15 protein-coding genes are annotated in these 14377 nt (G+C 66.5%); 13 read left to right on the top strand and 2 right to left on the bottom strand.

What is annotated here, in order from left to right; translation table 11 throughout:
• Window positions 1-471 (top strand): acyl carrier protein (locus QJR12_RS16520; protein ID WP_300584411.1); only part of this gene is annotated, 471 nt, incomplete at its 5' end.
• Between the two features lie 21 nt (window positions 472-492).
• Entirely contained in the window at window positions 493-3183 is a 2691-nt protein-coding gene (locus QJR12_RS16525; RefSeq protein WP_300584413.1) for an NAD-dependent epimerase/dehydratase family protein, read from the top strand.
• 4 nt (window positions 3184-3187) lie between these two features.
• On the opposite strand, the gene QJR12_RS16530 is transcribed toward QJR12_RS16525, so the two are convergent.
• Window positions 3188-3868, bottom strand: coding sequence for a hypothetical protein (locus QJR12_RS16530; RefSeq protein WP_300584415.1), 681 nt, complete (start codon window positions 3866-3868; stop codon window positions 3188-3190).
• 189 nt (window positions 3869-4057) lie between these two features.
• Here QJR12_RS16530 and QJR12_RS16535 point away from each other — a divergent pair, with 189 nt between their 5' ends.
• The 10 genes from QJR12_RS16535 (at window position 4058) to QJR12_RS16580 (ending at window position 12498) form a co-directional block, all read left to right on the top strand.
• Window positions 4058-4456, top strand: coding sequence for a DUF2784 domain-containing protein (locus QJR12_RS16535; RefSeq protein WP_300584504.1), 399 nt, complete (start codon window positions 4058-4060; stop codon window positions 4454-4456).
• A gap of 94 nt (window positions 4457-4550) precedes the next feature.
• Window positions 4551-4820, top strand: coding sequence for a DUF6400 family protein (locus tag QJR12_RS16540; RefSeq protein ID WP_300584417.1), 270 nt, complete (start codon window positions 4551-4553; stop codon window positions 4818-4820).
• A gap of 241 nt (window positions 4821-5061) precedes the next feature.
• Window positions 5062-5622: a pyrazinamidase PncA gene (gene pncA / locus QJR12_RS16545; RefSeq protein WP_300584419.1), complete on the top strand. Its 561-nt coding sequence runs from the start codon at window positions 5062-5064 to the stop codon at window positions 5620-5622.
• Between the two features lie 15 nt (window positions 5623-5637).
• The gene (locus tag QJR12_RS16550; RefSeq protein ID WP_300584421.1) at window positions 5638-6969 is read left to right on the top strand and encodes a sugar ABC transporter substrate-binding protein; all 1332 of its coding nucleotides are present in this window, start codon (window positions 5638-5640) and stop codon (window positions 6967-6969) included.
• A complete protein-coding gene (locus tag QJR12_RS16555; protein WP_300584423.1) occupies window positions 6966-7907 on the top strand; it encodes a sugar ABC transporter permease in 942 nt (313 codons plus the stop codon). The genes QJR12_RS16550 and QJR12_RS16555 overlap by 4 nt, the downstream gene beginning before the upstream one ends.
• Complete coding sequence (locus QJR12_RS16560) at window positions 7894-8736, top strand: carbohydrate ABC transporter permease (RefSeq protein ID WP_300584425.1); 843 nt, start codon at window positions 7894-7896, stop codon at window positions 8734-8736. Before QJR12_RS16555 ends, QJR12_RS16560 begins: the two co-directional genes overlap by 14 nt.
• 49 nt (window positions 8737-8785) lie before the next feature.
• Window positions 8786-9853: a sn-glycerol-3-phosphate ABC transporter ATP-binding protein UgpC gene (gene ugpC / locus QJR12_RS16565; RefSeq protein ID WP_300584427.1), complete on the top strand. Its 1068-nt coding sequence runs from the start codon at window positions 8786-8788 to the stop codon at window positions 9851-9853.
• A gap of 390 nt (window positions 9854-10243) precedes the next feature.
• Entirely contained in the window at window positions 10244-10537 is a 294-nt protein-coding gene (locus tag QJR12_RS16570) for a hypothetical protein (RefSeq protein WP_300584429.1), read from the top strand.
• 432 nt (window positions 10538-10969) lie between these two features.
• Window positions 10970-11401 (top strand): hypothetical protein, encoded by a 432-nt coding sequence (locus QJR12_RS16575; protein WP_300584431.1) that lies wholly within the window; start codon window positions 10970-10972, stop codon window positions 11399-11401.
• Window positions 11402-11466: 65 nt separating this feature from the next.
• The gene (locus QJR12_RS16580) at window positions 11467-12498 is read left to right on the top strand and encodes a histone deacetylase (protein WP_300584433.1); all 1032 of its coding nucleotides are present in this window, start codon (window positions 11467-11469) and stop codon (window positions 12496-12498) included.
• A 203-nt stretch (window positions 12499-12701) separates the two neighbouring features.
• Here the strand turns inward: QJR12_RS16580 and QJR12_RS16585 are convergent, their stop codons facing one another.
• Complete coding sequence (locus QJR12_RS16585; protein ID WP_300584435.1) at window positions 12702-13544, bottom strand: SDR family NAD(P)-dependent oxidoreductase; 843 nt, start codon at window positions 13542-13544, stop codon at window positions 12702-12704.
• A 95-nt stretch (window positions 13545-13639) separates the two neighbouring features.
• Between QJR12_RS16585 and QJR12_RS16590 the strand changes: the two genes are divergently transcribed.
• Window positions 13640-14290, top strand: a complete 651-nt coding sequence (locus tag QJR12_RS16590; RefSeq protein ID WP_300584437.1) for a TetR/AcrR family transcriptional regulator — start codon at window positions 13640-13642, stop codon at window positions 14288-14290.
• The last annotated feature ends 87 nt before the right edge of the window (window positions 14291-14377 follow it).

A 14377-nucleotide genomic window follows, 5' to 3' on the forward strand; every position in this document is an offset into this window, starting at 1 on the left:
GAGCAGCACGCTGTTTTGCTGGATCTGGTGCGCTCGCACATCGCCACCGTGCTGGGCAACACCACCCCCGAAGCCATCGACCCCGAAAAAGCATTCCAGGACCTCGGCTTCGACTCGTTGACCGCCGTCGAAATGCGCAACCGGCTCAAAGCCGCCACCGGACTGGCACTCTCACCCACCCTGATCTTCGACTACCCGAATTCGGCCGCGCTGGCCGGCTACCTCCGCCAAGAACTTCTCGGGAGCACGCCGTCGGAGCCGCAAAAAGTCGCCCCCGGGGAAGAGGAGATTCAGCGGGTGCTGGCCACGATCCCGGTGAGGCGGCTGCGGCAGGCCGGTGTGTTGGACCTGCTGCTCAAACTGGCGGACGAAACCGGGGACACCACGGCGCCGGAGACCACCGAAGAACAGCTTGCGGGCATGGACCTCGACGACTTGGTCAACGCGGCATTGCACACCGACGACGAGTAAGCACCACCCGGAGGTCACCAGGTGAGAGTCGCCGTCACCGGCGCGAGCGGGGTAATCGGCCGCGGCCTTGTCGCTCGGCTGCTCAGCCGGGGCCACGAGGTCGTCGGCCTGGCACGTCATCGTCCGGACAGCTGGCCCGGCACCGTCGAATTCGTGCAGGGCGACATTCGGGATCCGGCCGCGGTCCGGCGTGCTCTCGCGGGTGCGGAGGTGGTCGCGCACTGTGCCTGGGCGGCGGGCACCGGCGCCGGTGAGCACGGCGGTCACCAGGTCAACATCGACGGCACCGCCAATGTGCTTGCCGCGATGGCCGACACCGGAGCCAGGCGTATCGTGTTCGGTTCGGCGGCGCACGTCTACGCCACCCACCCCCCGGCGACCCCGCCGAGGACAGAGCGCGACCAGACCACTGCGGCATCCCCGCATGCCCGCGTCGAGCGGCTGCTGGCCGCCTGCGGCGCGGAATGGGTGGCGGTCCGCTGCGGGCTCATCCTCGGCCGTGATACCGGTGATCGGGTGCGCCGGCTGCTGGCATCGCCGGTGCTGCTCGACATCGCCGGGGCCGCCGATCGGCCCGTGCAGGTGGTGCATCCCGACGACGTCTGGCGGGTATTCCTGCGTGCGGTCCTCGACCCCGGCCTGACCAGCGGTCCGGTCAATCTCGCGGCACCGGGGGAGTTGACGCTGCGCCTCATCGCCACCACTATCGGGCGCCCGCTGATACCGATCAGCGCCACACTGATCGGAGCGCTGCGACGATTCGGCGTAACCTCGCTCGCCGCGTTCGAAGCGTTGTCGGCGGCCCCCGTGATGGATTGCTCGCGGCTGCACCGGCAGTGGGGGTTCACGCCGGCGTGGGACGCGGCCGAATGCGCCGCAGACTTCGCCATGGCGCTTCGCGGCCAGGTCAGCCTGGGTAAGCATGTGGTTTCACTGCCCTGGAGGCTGCGCCGTGTCCCGGACGTGCCCGCGGTGGATGTCCCGGCCGCGGACGGCGTGGCGCCCCGATTCGCCGGCCCCGAGGGACTTAACGGTGAATTCGACACCCCGATCGACCCGCGCTTCCCGACGTTTCTCGCCACCAATTTGTCGGAGGCGCTGCCCGGACCGTTCACGCCGTCGTCGGCGTCGGTCACCGTACGCGGATTGCGGGCCGCCGGCGTACTCACCGCCGAGCGGTTGCGGCCCGGCGGGTTGATCCAACGCGAGATCGCGACCCGCATGGTTGCCGTCTTCGCGCACCGACTCTATGGGGCCATCACCTCCGCGCACTTCATGGCGGCCACCGTGCCGTTCGTGAAACCCGCGACGATCGTGGCCAACAGTGGGTTTTTCGGTCCCAGCGCCGCAACGTTGCCGGTCTTCGGCGACCAGCCGGTGCCGCCCGAGCTCGTCCGGGCTGCCGCAAAATCGGTGCGGACCATCCGCAACATCGGGGTCTTCGGCGTCAACCTGGCCGGTCTCATCACCGGCGCGGCCCAAGACACCCGGGACTACATCGCCGACGTCGATCGGCTGGAACGGCTGGTCGGCGACGACCTCAGCACATTGGGTGAGGATCGGCTGCTGAGCCTGATCTTGGCGGCCCGCGACCGGGTGGTGTACGGGTGGGTGCTGGCAGCGGGATCGTTTCTGGTGTGCGCCGCGCTCAACGCGATGCTGCGCGGCATTTGGGGCCCGGCCGCCGCGCCGCCGGCCGGGCCGCAGTTGGTCAGTGCACGACCCCTGGACGCGGTTTACCGGTTGGCGGCGGCGGCGCGGCGCGACGCCACCGTCGCTCGTCTGCTGACCGAGCCGGGTGAACACCTGGAGGAGTCGCTGGCTGCCCAGGCGCCGGAATTTCACGCCGCCCTGCATGCCGAGCTGGCGTGGATCGGGCACCGCGGGCCGGCAGAGGTGGAGATGGCCGCGACCACCTACGGCGACGATCCGCAGTTGCTGCTTCGGATGGTGGCCAAATCGTTGGATGCTCCCACCACCGCGGAGCCCAAGCATCCGGTCATTCCGTTGCGGGCGAAGGCGATCGCCCTGTTGGCGGCGAGCCAACTGCGGGAGCGGGAAGTCCGTCGGGACAAAATGGTTCGGGCCATCTGGGTGCTGCGGCGGCTGCTGCGTGAGTGCGGCCGCCGGCTCACGGATTCCGGTGTTCTCAACACCGTCGACGACGTGTTCTACCTGCTGGTCGACGAACTCGACGCGCTGCCGCCCGATGCCTCGGCCCTGGTGGCACGTCGCCGCGCCGAACAGCGCAGGCTGGCGAGCGTGACCCCGCCCCCCGTGTTCAGCGGCAGCTGGCGGCCGGGCAGCACCCTGGCCACGGTGCTGGCGGTCGGGGAGACCCTGCACGGCCTGGGTGTCTGCGGCGGGCGGGTTCGGGGCCGGGTGCGCATCGTTCGGCCCGAGACCATCGCCGAATTGGAGCCCGGCGAGGTTTTAGTCGCCCAGGTGACTGACGTCGGCTACACCGCCGCCTTTTCCTACGCGGCAGCCGTGGTGACCGAGCTGGGTGGGCCGATGTCGCACGCGGCGATCGTGGCCCGCGAGTTCGGTGTCCCGTGCGTGGTGGATGCGCCGGGAGCCACCCGGCGCCTGCCGCCCGGGGCACTCGTGGAGGTGGACGGCCAAGCGGGGGAAGTCCGGGTGCTCGAACTCGCTCCCGTGGACAGCCGTTGGGTGCCGAGCGCGAACCGCAACCGCAAAACGCGCCATTAGCAAGTTAACAGCTGAATTTTTCGCCGACACCTTCCGGCGGCGGCACGGGCCGCAAGCAGCCGAACGGTTCGACACCGGCCGCCGAAAGCCGCACCGCCGACCGGTGGGCATAGTTCACGCACCACACGCCGGATTGACCGGCGCGACAGCGGAAGTCGCCGAATGTCAGCGACTGCCCCTCGGGCAACTCCGGTCCGTCGCCATAAATAAACGCCCCCGGATCTCCGTGCACCGACCCCACCTGCAGGTTTGCACCGTCGAAGTCGACCCAGCCGCCTTTCCACGCCCCATAGGTGATCGGCGGCCGGGGCGGCGGCTTGGACAAGTCGACGAGGCAGGACAACGTACCGCTGGTGTGTTTGGAGTCGGTCAGGCAGGTGACCTTGCCGCCCGGGGCGGTGAAGGCGATGTCATCGCCGAGTTCGGTGGTGGCCCCGTCACGCGTCGCGCTGTGATAGCGGGCGGTATCGGCGGGGACGCCGGCTTTGACCCAGGCGATGACCTCGGAGATCGGCGCTCCCGGCCCCGGTGGTCCCGGGGGCGCGGGCGGCTTGGCCGCCGACGGCGCGGCGACGGTCACCGTCGTCGACGGCGCACGGCTGAGGGTGTGCTGAGATCCGTCACCGACGGTGTGCGTGCACCCGGCCAGCAACGACGCCGCTCCCAGTACGACGGGGATTCGCATTCCGCCAGGCTAACCGGCACCCACCCGATTTACCGGGCCGGGCGAGGCTGTGCCGGCGTGCCGCACCGAAATGCGGGACGCCGTCGCGTGTCGGGCGGGCGTAGGGTAGGTGGGGCATAGCCGTTTGCTTTCGTCTCGCAGAACCACCTGGCACGGTGGCGGTTGGCAGGGTCCTCGCCGATGTATGCGATGTATGAAACCGTGGTTGCGCTGACCGCGCTCACCCACTTCACGTTCCTCGGCTACCTGGTCGTCGGGGGGTTTCTCGCCCTGCGCTGGCCGCGCACGCTTGGGTTGCACGCCGCGGCGGTGACCTGGGGCATCGTGACGACGATTGCGCATCTCGACTGTCCGTTGACCGAATTGGAGCGCTGGGCTCGCGCCCAGGCGGGGATGCCGGCGCTCCCGCCGCAGGGATTCATCGCGCACTACCTAACCGGTGTGCTTTATCCCGCCGGTTGGGTGGGCGCGGTGCAGGCCGGCGCGTTCGCGACGGTCGCGGTTTCGTGGGCGCTGTGCTTGCGGCGCTACCGGCGGCCTGCGCCCGTTCTCCGCCGCGGGTCCGCACGCCGCCCCTGCGGGCAGTGATGGATCTCATTCCCGTCGTGTGACGCCCGCCATTGTGCGCCAAGCCCCGCGCGATTAGGTTTAGGTTAACCTAACCTTATATCATCCGAACGACGTGCAGCCGCACACCCCGGGAGTTGCCGTGCTGATCGACCCGCCTAACTGGGAATTCGCCTACGACCTGACGCTCGACGAGCTCCGGCGGCGCGGTGCCGTGCTGGCGGCGATCGGCGAGGACTGGGACCCCTTGCGGGCGCTGGCTGAGGAGGAGCGGGCCTACGCCATGCTGTACGGCGATCTGGATTCCGAGCAACAGCGCTGCTACGAGCGCCTGGTCATGGCCGGGGTGCTGCCGGATCGGGCGGTGGATCGTGCTCCCGATTGACCCGGACGCCGACCGGAGCCGGCGTGCCTGGCTGGCCTGCCCGAACTGCGATCACGGTGCCGGGTGCCACGACTGCCGGCGGGGCCGCAATTGTCACAGCCATTGGCAGTATCTGCTCGGCAACGACGCCGCCGTTGTGCACCTGCAATGTCCGACCTGCGCGCATCTGTGGTCGATGGACACCAGGGCCCGGCGCCGGGGATCCGCCGCCTAAGCTCACCGGCGGCGATACCGTGGCGCTATGCGCGCGTTGATCATCGTTGACGTCCAAAACGACTTCTGCGAGGGGGGTGCGCTGCCCGTGGCGGGGGGCTGCGCGGTGGTCGGAGCCATCAACGACTACCTGGCCCGCCATCCCGGCTATGACCACGTCGTGGCCACCCAAGACTTCCACATCGACCCCGGCGATCATTTCTCGGATCATCCGGACTACTCGTCGTCCTGGCCGCCGCACTGCATCGCCGGAACCCGTGGGGCGGATTTGCACCCCGGCCTCGACACCCGCCGGATCGAGGCGGTGTTCAAAAAGGGCGCCTACGGCGCCGGATACAGCGGGTTTGAGGGCATCGACGACGACGGCACCCCGCTGCTGGACTGGCTGCGCCAACGCGGGGTCGACCAGGTCGACGTGGTGGGCATCGCGACCGATCACTGTGTGCGCGCGACGGCCGAGGACGCGGCCCGGGCGGGTTTCACCACGAGAGTGCTGCCGGATTTGACCGCCGGCGCGACGGCCGAGTCGACGGCGGCCGCCCTCGAGGAGATGCGCGCCGCGGGCGTCGCGGTGGTCCCGGGCACCTGAGGGCATAGGAGCACCATGCTCGACCAGCCGTTGAGGCGGCGGACGCTGTTGCGTGGCGCCGCAGCGCTCGGCGCCGCGTCACTGGTGCCGTGGTCGGCGAGCTGCGGCGGCGACGAGGATGCGGTGACGTTTTTCTTCGCGGCCAACCCGGAGGAAGCCGATGCCCGCATGCGGGTCATCGAGGCGTTCCAGCGTCGCCATCCCGGGATCACGGTGCGGCCGCTGTTGTCCGGGCCGGGGCCAATGCAGCAGATCTCCACCTTTTGCGCCGGCGGCAAGTGCCCGGATGTGGTGATGGCCTGGGAATTCACCTACGCCGAGCTGGCTGACCGGGGGGTGTTGCTGGACCTGGGAACCCTGTTGGCCGACGATCGGGCGTTTGCCGCGGAGCTCAACTCCGACAGCATCAGATCGCTGTACGACACGTTCACCTACAACGGCGGGCAGTACGCCTTCCCGGAGCAGTGGTCGGGAAACTTCTTGTTCTACAACAAGGAACTTTTCGCCCAGGCCGGTGTGCCGCCGCCGCCCACAAGCTGGGAGCGGCCGTGGACCTTCGGTGACTTCCTCGACACGGCGAAAGCGCTCACCAAACGCTCCCGGTCGGGCAGGACCAGCCAGTGGGGATTCGTCGACACCTGGGCACCGGCATACTCGGCGGGGCTGTTTGGCATGAACAACGGGGTCCCGTGGTCGGTTCCGCGAATGAACCCCACGCATCTGAATTTCGACAAACCCGCTTTCATCGCCGGTGTCCAGTTCTACGCCGATCTGGCCAACACACACCATGTCGCACCGAGTCCGTCGGAAACACAGTCGACGTCGACGATGGATCTGTTCTCCACCGGCAGGGCGGCGATGGCGCTGGGCGGGCACTGGCGATACCAGACATTCGACCGCGCCCGGGGCCTGGATTTCGACGTCACGGTGTTGCCGACGGGGCCGTCCGCACGCCGGCGGGGATTGAGCGCGCGCTCCAACATCGGCACTACCGGCCTCGCCATAGCGGCAAGCAGTCGCCGCAAGCAGCAGGCCTGGGAGTTCGTCAAATTCAGTACCGGCCCGGTCGGGCAGGCATTGATCGCCGAATCCGGACTGTTCGTGCCGGTGCTGAAGTCCGCGATCGACTCGGCCGGCTTCGCCGCGGCCCACCGCAGGATCGCTAATCTGGCGGTGCTGACCGGCGGGCCGGCTCACTCCGAAGGCCTGCCCGTCACCCCGGCGTGGGAAAAGGTCAACGCCCTGATGGACCGCAACTTCGGACCGGTGCTGCGGGGCAGTCGTCCGGCGGCGTCGTTGGCCGACGGGCTGTCCCGCGAGATCGACGAGGTGCTGCGCGGCTCATGACACCGACCCACCGACCCCGCGTTGCAGTAATCCGCAGCCGCAGGGCTTTCGGCCGCCGCGCCTGGGCCGGACGGCTTTTCATCGCACCGAATCTTGCCGCCGTCGCGGCTTTTATGCTCTTCCCGCTGGGATTTTCACTCTACATGAGTTTCCAGCGATGGGATTTGTTCACGCCGCCGAAGTTCGTGGGCCTGGCCAACTTTCGCACCCTCTTCACCGCCGATCCGCTATTTCCCATTGCAGTGCGCAACACGGTGGTTTTCACCGTGGGGACCATTGTTCCGACGGTGCTCATCAGCCTGGCAGTCGCCGCCACGTTAAACCGGAAAGTCAAGGGTGTCAGCATCTTTCGAACGGTGGCCTTTCTGCCGCTCGCGGTGTCGTCGGTGGTGATGGCGGTGGTGTGGCAGTTCGTCTTCAATACCGACAACGGGCTGCTCAACATCGTTCTCGGCTGGGTCGGCATCAGGCCCGTATCATGGCTTATCGAACCCAAATGGGCCATGGTTTCCCTGTGTCTGGTCAGCATTTGGCGCAGCGTGCCCTTCGCCACCGTCATCTTGCTGGCCGCCATGCAAGGTGTTCCCGAGACCCTTTATGAAGCCGCCAGAATCGACGGTGCCGGAGGGCTACGGCAATTCGCTTCCATCACTGTCCCGTTGATTCGTGGGGCGCTGTCATTCGTGGTGATCATCTCGGTCATCCACGCGTTTCAGGCTTTTGATTTGGTCTATGTCCTCACCGGTGGCAACGGCGGACCGGAGACCGGCACTTATGTCTTAGGAATCATGCTCTTTCAGAATGCCTTTGCTTTTTTGGAGTTCGGATACGCGTCCGCACTGGCATGGGTGATGTTCGCCATCCTGCTGGTGCTGACCGTGCTGCAGTTGCGGCTGGCGCACCGGCGCTCGTGGGAGGCCAATCGTGGGCTTAGCTGAGCGAGTAGCCAAAGCCAACATCGTTCCCGCCTTGGCGACCTATGCCGCACTGATCGGAATTGCGTGGTGTGCTCTTTTCCCGATCCTGTGGGCGCTATCGGGTTCGTTGAAGAATGAAGGCGAGGTGGCCGAACCGACACTGCTTCCGGCGCATCCGCAGTGGTCCAATTACGCCGAGGTATTCCGTCTGATGCCATTCTGGCGGATGTTTTTCAACACCGTGCTCTACGCCGGGTGCGTGACAGCAGGTCAGGTGTTCTTCTGCTCGCTGGCAGGATATGCGTTCGCGCGACTGCAATTTCGAGGTAGAGACACGTTATTCGTTTTGTATCTAGGCACATTGATGGTGCCGCTGACGGTGACGGTGATCCCGCAGTTCATCCTGATGCGGATCCTCGGCTGGACCGACACCCCGTGGGCGATGATCATTCCCGGATTGTTCGGCAGCGCGTTCGGAACCTATCTTATGCGGGAGTTTTTTCGCACCCTTCCGGCCGATCTCGAGGAAGCGGCGATTCTCGACGGCTGCTCCCCGTGGCAGATCTATTGGCGGATTCTGCTGCCCCACGCGAAACCCGCGGTGATGGTGCTTGCCGTGCTCACCTGGGTCAGCATGTGGAACGATTTTTTGTGGCCCCTGTTGATGATCCAGCGTAACAGCCTCGCCACGCTGACTCTCGGACTGGTCCGGATGCGTGGTGAATACGTTGCCAGGTGGCCGGTCTTGATGGCGGCATCGATGCTGATCCTGGTGCCCTTGATCATCCTCTACGCCGTCGCTCAACGCGCTTTCATCCGAGGTATCGCGGTGACCGGGCTTGGCGGATAGAGCGGATAGACATGAGCAGCACAGGTTTCGACGTGATGGGTGTTCTTCGGTGGCGTCGGTGAGTTTCGAGGAGGCGACGCGGCGGTACCCCGGGACGAACCGCCCGGCACTGGACCGCCTGGATCTCAGCGTAGGCGACGGAGAGTTCGTCGTTCTGGTCGGACCGTCCGGATGCGGGAAGACAACGTCGCTACGGCTGGTGGCCGGACTGGAACCGGTGGACTCCGGGCGGATCCGTATCGATGAGCGAGACGTCACCGATGTCGACCCCAAAGACCGTGATGTCGCGATGGTGTTGCAGAATTACGCGCTTTACCCGCACATGACCGTGGCGCAGAACATGGGCTTTGCGTTGAAGGTCGCCAAAACACCTAAATCCGTTGTCCGTCAACGAGTGCTGGACGCTGCCCGGCTGCTCGACCTGCAACCGTATCTGAATCGCAAGCCCAAAGATCTGTCTGGCGGGCAACGCCAGCGGGTGGCCATGGGCCGCGCCATCGTGCGCCACCCGAAGGTGTTTTTGATGGATGAGCCGCTGTCCAACCTCGACGCCAAACTGCGGGTCCAGACCCGCAAGCAGATCGCCGCGCTGCAACGGCGGCTGGGCACCACCACCATCTACGTCACCCATGACCAGGTTGAGGCCATGACCATGGGGGACCGGGTCGCGGTGTTGCGTGACGGCCGGCTGCAGCAGTGCGATGCACCCCGGGAGCTCTACCGCAATCCGGTCAACGTGTTTGTCGCGGAGTTCATCGGCTCTCCGGCGATGAACCTCTTTACGCTGCCGATCGTCGATGGATCAGCGTTTTTGGGGGACTGGACGATTCGAGTTCCCCGTGAGATCAGCGCCGCCACCGGCGAGGTCGTCGTCGGTATCCGGCCCGAGCACTTCGAGCTGGGTGCAACCGGTGCGCAAATGGAGGTCGACATGGTCGAAGAACTCGGCGCCGACGCCTACCTCTACGGTCGCATCGTCGGTGACGGCACACCCGATCGGCCCGTCGTGGCCCGGGCCGACGGGAACGACCCGCCCCGGCGGGGCAGCCGGCTGCGCCTGCACCCGCAGTCCGAACATCTGCATTTCTTCGGTACCGACGGCCGCCGGATCCAATGAGTGGTCTCGAGTCCTGCACTCCGGTCTTGGGGCGACGACGCAGCGGTTCCGTCGCGCCCGCTGCGCATCGGCGGACAGCACCATCGTGCCCGTCGCTCGCGCGGCCCGGTAAAAGACCATTCGGTGAACGCCGTATGACCCAGATGGCGATCGGGTTAACAACGTTGCTTGGGCGGTTCAGTTCGGTGCCGACGAGATACCGTTCCATTTGGTTTTAGAGCATGGGTACTTCGTGGCTGCGTCTAGTTGGATGTCGACATGTCGGGAGGTCCTCTCATGATGCAACACACCACGGCAATGCCTTCGACGCCTTCGACGACGCCGCCCCCGCGCATGATCGACCGCCCGGTGCACGGCCGTGTGACCGCCCGCATCCCGAGGTCTGCGACGATGCCCAGAAGTCCCGGCGGTCATCCGAAGCCCCCGGCAGTCGACACCGCGACCGGGCCGGTACATCCCGCTGACGCCGCCCAGGCGGGACTTTTCGAGGGCATTCTGCAAGCCGAGATCGCCGAGTTGCGACAACTGGCGATGCTCACGGTCGCCCGGTGGGCAGATACCGGCGCGCACCACCAGCCGAAGCCGCTTACCGAGCTGACGGCGAGCATCGAAGAACTGCACCGTCTGCTCAAGGCGTTGCGCAACCGGTTCCCGCCGGGCCCGGTGCTGCGCGAGCCCGCTTGACACCTGGTAAATTGCGCGGGTGCCAGCACGATCGCAACGGCCTAGTAGCACTGACGTATCCCGCCCTCGGTGTGATATCCGTTCCGGAGTGTGGTCGCGGACGGTATCGCAGAGACCCCGGGGAACCGAAAAATGGCGCCCGGACAGGGTGCTGAAGTCGCGTTCGAGGTGCGAAACGATTCGAGGACACATGGTGTTTTCCGGGCACCGGTACCCGCCCGAGGTGTTTTCCGCCCGGCACCGGTACCCGCCCGAGGTGAGCCTCTGCGGCCACCGGCGCGGCCGCGGTGGTGAATGCCGGCGATTTTCCGGCAAGGCCGTCTTAGTGCCGGTGCTACCGGAAGCCCGCACACCACCGTGCGTTTACGCTAGGGAACGGCGACCGGGCAAACGACCAGGTGAAAGAAACCCGGGGGTGGGGAGGTTCCGATGATGCAGTCCGCGGATTCGGGGCCGCACGCGTTGCCGCGCGACGACATGATCGATCGGCGGCGGGCCGGCAGGTCGCCGGACTACAGACGCCTGTCCCACCGGTCCAGGCGGCCAAATACCCCACGCAAATCTCCGCGTGGCGATGACGTCACCGAACCGCTCAATGCCGCCGAGGTGGCCCAGGCCCGGCTTTTCGAGGCCGTATTGCGGATGGAGATCGCGCAGTTGGAGCAGCTCGCCAGGCCCCTGGCGGATCGCTGGATGAGGGCGCGTCGGGGCCGTGTCGGCGGTGGTCAGCCACCCGAGGAACTCGTGCGGCTCCGTGGGCAAATCGAGGAGGCCTACCGGCTCTTAGAAACGTTGCGGCGCCGATTTCTGCCCGACCGCGAACGGCTCCGAGGCCGTGACAACCCGGACACGTCGCGGCCCTGATTCGCCGACGCCGGGCGGAGACCCACGTCGCGGCGCCCGGGTGCACATATAGCACATAGAGCAAGATGACGACGATCTATGTAACGCATCCGCGTTACACCGAACACGACCTGCCCGGCCACCCCGAGAATGCCGAGCGCATCCGCGCGGTATGGCGCGGTTTGGACGAGACTGGCTTAAGTGCGCGGATGCATTCGGTTCAAGCCGAACCCCTCGATCCAGGGCTCGCCCTTGCCGTGCACACGCCCGATTACCTGGATGTGCTGCGGCGTATCAGCGCCGCGCCGCGGGTGACGCATCTGGACGCGGACACCTATGCCGGACCGGACGCGCTGACCCTCGCGCTGTTGTCGGCGGGCGGAGCGGTCGGGGCGGTCGATGCGGTGCTGCGCGGGGCGGCCGGCAACGGGTTGGCGGCCATTCGTCCGCCGGGACACCACGCCATGCCGGCCCGTGCCATGGGGTTCTGCCTGCTGGGAAACGTCGCCATCGCCGCACGGTACGCGCAGGCGCGATACGGTGTTGAGCGGGTCTTGATCATCGACTACGACGTGCATCACGGCAACGGCACCGAAGCCATGTTTTACGACGACCCGTCGGTGCTATACATCTCGACACACCAATACCCGTTCTATCCGGGCACCGGCGCGGCGACCGACGTCGGCGCAGGTCGGGGTGAGGGCTACACGATCAACATTCCGTTGCCCGCCGGGAGCGGTGACACCACCTACGCAACGGTTCTCGACCGGGTCATCTGGCCAGCCGTCCTGCGCTATGACCCTCAGCTGATCCTCGTTTCCATGGGATTCGACGCCTACTGGGCGGACCCTCTGGCGGCGATGCGGCTGACGCTGAACGGCTATTCACACCTTGCCGGCGAGGTGATCCGCCTGGCGCGACGGTGCTGCCGGGGCAAGGTCGTGTTCGTGCTCGAGGGCGGCTACCATACGGAGGCACTGCGATACGGCGTCAGCGACGTGGCGCGGTTGCTGCTCGGCGAGCTCCCGGATGATCGGGCGGTCGGCGGGCCGAGCCCGCGGCCGGAGCCGGACATCGCCGCGTTACTGGCCCGGCTTCAGCAGCTACACCGGCTGTAGGGCGGCAGCTGCGGGTCGGTGAGGTCACCGGCGTTGCCGGGCCGACCGACTGAAGAACCGCGGGAAATCTGACAAGCGACGCCCACCTGGCCGCTTTGGCTATCGAACACGGCGCGGAATTGTGCTCCACCGACATCGACTTCAATGGCCGTCGTGGCACCGCAAGTTCTGCGACGGCGCCGGGGTGCATACCGTGCGGTGACTTACCGGTCTGTGCCGGGTTGCGGGAACTGGGTGGCCAGGAAGCGGTCCCACATCGCGTCGGTCATCACGCGGCGTTGCGCGATGAGCAACCTCGCCGAGAGCGTCACCCGGTAGCGGCTTTTCGGTGATCGCGCGGTGATCGCGTGCTCGATGGCCTTCGCGACGGCCTCTGGCCCGCCGCCGAGTCGGGCCATCAGTCCCTTTTTGTAGACCTCCTTGGTCGTTTGAGCCACCGTGGCGTTGAAGTCGGCGTAGGCGCCGCGGTCCGTCCCGATCCCGCTGGCCGCGGTCTCGCCGAACTCGGTGCGGATCAGCCCGGGCTGCACGATGGACACCTTCACCCCGAAGCCCGCGACCTCGAAGCGCAGGGCGTCGCTGATCGCGTCCACCGCGTATTTTGTGGCGTGATAGACACCCCCGCCAGGGAAAGCGAAATTCGCGCCCATCGAACTGACGTTGACGATCCTGCCGGACCTCTGCGCCCGCATGCCCGGCAAACACAACTGGCACATCCGGATCAGCCCGAACACGTTCGTCTCGAACTGGCGCTGCACGGCATCCATCGCCACGGTCTCGATCGCGCCGGACTGGCTGTAGCCGGCGTTGTTGACCAGCGCGCCGACCGCTCCGTGCTCGGTCATCACCGTCTCGACCGCTGCCCGCATCGAAGCCTCGTCGGTGACATCCAGTTCTAGCGTGCGGCAGCCCTGCCGTTCGAGTTCCTCCAGCGAACCGAGATTGCGTGCGGTGGCGTACACGAGATGGCCGCGCCGGGCGAGATGAGCAGCAGTGGCCCGGCCGATTCCCGTTGAGCAGCCGGTAATGAGAACGGCCTTGGACACTTCGCTGGTTTGGGTAATTATCAGAACATAATAGACATAATAGGTATTTTTTGTCAACGATGCTACGGTCGATTGTTCTACAATCAATTCCATGTTTGACGACGTTTGTCGGTGTGGAGGCTGACCGCCGGCGTCCCCGCGCGACCACCGCGCGCAGCCGTGCCACCCGCGCCGCCCTGCTGCACGCCGCGATCGCTGAGTTCGCCACGTTCGGTTTTCGCCGGGCGTCGATCGAAGGTGTTGCCCGCCGGGCGGGAGTGTCGCGCGCGACGCTTTATCTGCACTGGTCGAGCAAGGAGGCGCTGATTCGTGCTCTGGTGCAGCACCTGCACGATGAGCATCTCGCCGCCATGCAAAGGGTGCTCAACGACCCACCCGCGGGCCTGGAGGCGCGGTTGACGGCGGTTTTGGAGGCGCGCTTTCTACGGTTCGTCGAGTTGATGTCGGGCTCCCCACATGCCGCCGAGTTCTACGACATGCACAACCGGTTGTGCGGCGACATAGCCCGCGAGTCGCAGCGACGCTCTCGACAACTCCTGGCGCGATTGCTGCGGGACGCCGACCGTGCCGGGGAGGTGGACCTCGGCCGCGTCGGGCTCAATGCCGCACGGGTGGCCGAAGTGCTGTTCGACTGCGCTCACGGCGCCAAGGGCGAAGAACCGTCACTGATAAGCCCCGAGGAGTTCAAGGCACGGCTTCGGCACGCAGTACACATCCTGGTGACCGGATTGCAGGCCCGCCGCTGACACTCGCGGCCATCGCGATCGGATTCGGCGGTGCTCGAAATCGATGAATCATCAAGGAGCGCAAGTGCTATCACATGCCAGCTCGCG

The sequence above is a fragment of the Mycobacterium sp. genome (assembly GCF_029961025.1).
GTDB lineage: Bacteria > Actinomycetota > Actinomycetes > Mycobacteriales > Mycobacteriaceae > Mycobacterium.